This is a genomic window from Pyrobaculum sp., from assembly GCF_049971835.1.
Lineage (GTDB): Archaea > Thermoproteota > Thermoprotei > Thermoproteales > Thermoproteaceae > Pyrobaculum.
The window spans coordinates 1-2,433 of sequence record NZ_JBMFKV010000250.1 but is presented as its reverse complement, the minus strand read 5'-3'; the positions used below and the strand labels follow the sequence as shown (position 1 = coordinate 2,433).

General features: G+C 41.3%; 2 protein-coding genes and 1 tRNA gene. 2 read left to right on the top strand and 1 reads right to left on the bottom strand.

What is annotated here, in order from left to right; translation table 11 throughout:
• Window positions 1-317 precede the first annotated feature (317 nt).
• Window positions 318-1,730 (top strand): (Fe-S)-binding protein, encoded by a 1,413-nt coding sequence (locus ACP5J3_RS13255; protein WP_428496119.1) that lies wholly within the window; start codon window positions 318-320, stop codon window positions 1,728-1,730.
• Window positions 1,731-1,774: 44 nt separating this feature from the next.
• On the opposite strand, the gene ACP5J3_RS13250 is transcribed toward ACP5J3_RS13255, so the two are convergent.
• Window positions 1,775-1,930: a hypothetical protein gene (locus ACP5J3_RS13250; RefSeq protein ID WP_428496118.1), complete on the bottom strand. Its 156-nt coding sequence runs from the start codon at window positions 1,928-1,930 to the stop codon at window positions 1,775-1,777.
• A gap of 266 nt (window positions 1,931-2,196) precedes the next feature.
• On the opposite strand from ACP5J3_RS13250, the gene ACP5J3_RS13245 reads away from it, so the two are divergent.
• Window positions 2,197-2,346 (top strand) — tRNA-Met (locus ACP5J3_RS13245).
• Window positions 2,347-2,433: the final 87 nt, after the last annotated feature.

The window sequence follows — 2,433 nt, the reverse complement described above, 5'->3', positions numbered from 1 at the left end:
GTGTATTCCCGGGGGGAGATCCAACCTATGATTCTGTAAATCACACCTATTAATAGCATTAACAGCGCAATCCAAGAAAGCGCTCCGTAGAGAAATAAATCGAGCATATGGAGGCAATGTCACTAGGTAATATTTTTTCTTACACAAATTAAAGTACTATATATAATAGGTATAGAAATACTATGATTATATTATAAAAACTTATATTTATGGTCTATATTTAATTAATTAATTATTGTAAGTTTATTATATATTTGAATCTTGCATTTACTCATAAACGGATAATAAGCAATATAACTAAGAATATTATCACCTACATGCACCACTTCGAATTTAAGCTGGGTGATACGTCGAATATAAAGCCTCTCAAGGCTCCGGAGAGCCTCATGCTGAAGCTTCTAAAAAAAGCTGAGATTATGCCTCCAGCTGATAAGTACAGCTATGTAGAGAGGAGGCTTAAGGAAGAGTATATGCGCAATAGAAATATTAAAATTGCTGTTGATACATGTGTCCACTGTGGTGCATGTATTGATGCATGTCCTACATATATTACTACAAAAGATTTGAAAAACTCCCCTGTTGGCCGCGCCGAGATGTTACGTGATATCGTTAAACGACGTAAGAATGTAGATGATAAAGTATTAGAACTACTATATACCTATTATTGGCAGTGTTTAACTTGTAGAAGATGTGGTTATGTATGTCCCTTTGGAATAGATCAAGCTGATATTACACGTGTTGTAAGAGGTATATTATTTGAAGCTGGGCTGGCGAATAGATTCGCAGTAGTGACAATAGATAAACACATTGAGACAGGTAATCTTATGGGAATCACTCCTGCGGCTACGGTTAACATAATAACATACTTCGCCAAAGAGATTAAAAATGAAAAAGGGATAGAGGTGGAGTTTCACATATACCGCCATGATCAGAAGAAGATGCTTAAGTTTAGAGGAGGGGAGCTGGTGGGAGAGGTTGAGAGGAGCCAGTGGCCCAAGGCTATACTGTTCCCATCATCTGCTGACCTATTTTTAAATACAGAGACTTTAAAGGGTTATTTAACTTTTTTACACGCCATAAAGTTACCGTTTGCGGTTAATACGAGGTGCGTCGAAGTGGCGAATTTCGGGCTGTGGACTCATGAAAAACTTATGAAAATTGAAGCACAACACTATATTGACGCTACTAGAGAGCTCGGCGTAGAGATGGCAATTTTCGGCGAATGTGGACACGGCTGGAGGGCCTTTAAGAACGTAGTAGCACCTGTACTTGAAAAAGAGGGGATTAAGGTCTACCACATTCATCACCTTGTAGTAAAGGCAATTAAGGAGGGTAGGATAAAGCTTAATCCTGAAGCAAACGGCGACATCGTCTATATGTACCAAGATCCCTGCCAGTACTCGCGTGGCGGTGATCTTTACGAAGAACCACGGTTTATTATGAAACACGTTGTGAAAAAGCAGGTTGAGTGTCCACAGAATCGTCAGCTGAGTTGGTGTTGTGGTGGGCAAGCCGGTATGCTAGCTGACGAACTCAAGCCTCTTAGATTGCAATATGCGCGCTTGTGGTATGAATGTGCTATAAACAATGGCGCTCAGCATGTTGTCAGGCCTTGCTCCAAGTGTAAAGGTACACTTAATGGAATAATCGGCGATTTAAATAAAATGTATGGGAAAAACTTAACATTCGGCGGCGTTATGGATCTTGTGTATAAAGCATTAGTAGTTTAATTATCGCAATGGATAGCTAGAGAAATCGCTATAGATGAGGACTTTCATAACACTTTATGCCCCTCTTCCCTAGTCAAGAGATCTGAGGTCATCGCTATGTAAATCCATAGCTCGAAGTGGTGGCTGAAGAGATCTTCTCTCCCAGCGACTTCGAGCTCCACCAATGTTAGGATGGAGCTTAAGAAATACCGGGTGCTCATCATATTCACTGCTTGACACGATCGCTCAGAAATACACCTACATTCCCTTTAACAACATACTAGGCAATGGATATATCTGCAGATACAACATCACAACCCTCATGGGAAAATTCAAAGACATGAAGAACAATTCCCAAATATAAGAAGCACTGAAGACCACATATTCCAAAAAATGGATACAATAAAGCACATCATTTCGCAAAACGAGGAGAGAGAAGCGAAAAGTTTTTAAAGACACAAGTTCAGTTACACGGTCCGATGAGGGGAGCGGGGTAGGCCAGATAAGCGCGCCGGGCCAGCCCGGCGCGCTTAGGCTAACCTGGTAGGCCGCGGGGCTCATAACGGCGATCCGTGGAGCCCCGAGGTCCCCGGTTCAAAGGCGGCAAACCGCCGAATTGATCCGGGCCCCGCTACCATGGTATAATTCTCCTGGTCTTACATATAAACATGTCAAAAAAGAGGGGTTTATAGTAGTCTTTTCATGAGTTTTTCTATTATTTTCC

Coding starts and splice junctions, on each gene's coding strand:
- ACP5J3_RS13255 (WP_428496119.1), top strand. CDS start 318: ATGCACCACTTCGAATTTAAGCTGGGTGATACGTCGAATATAAAGCCT.
- ACP5J3_RS13250 (WP_428496118.1), bottom strand. CDS start 1,930: ATGAGCACCCGGTATTTCTTAAGCTCCATCCTAACATTGGTGGAGCTC.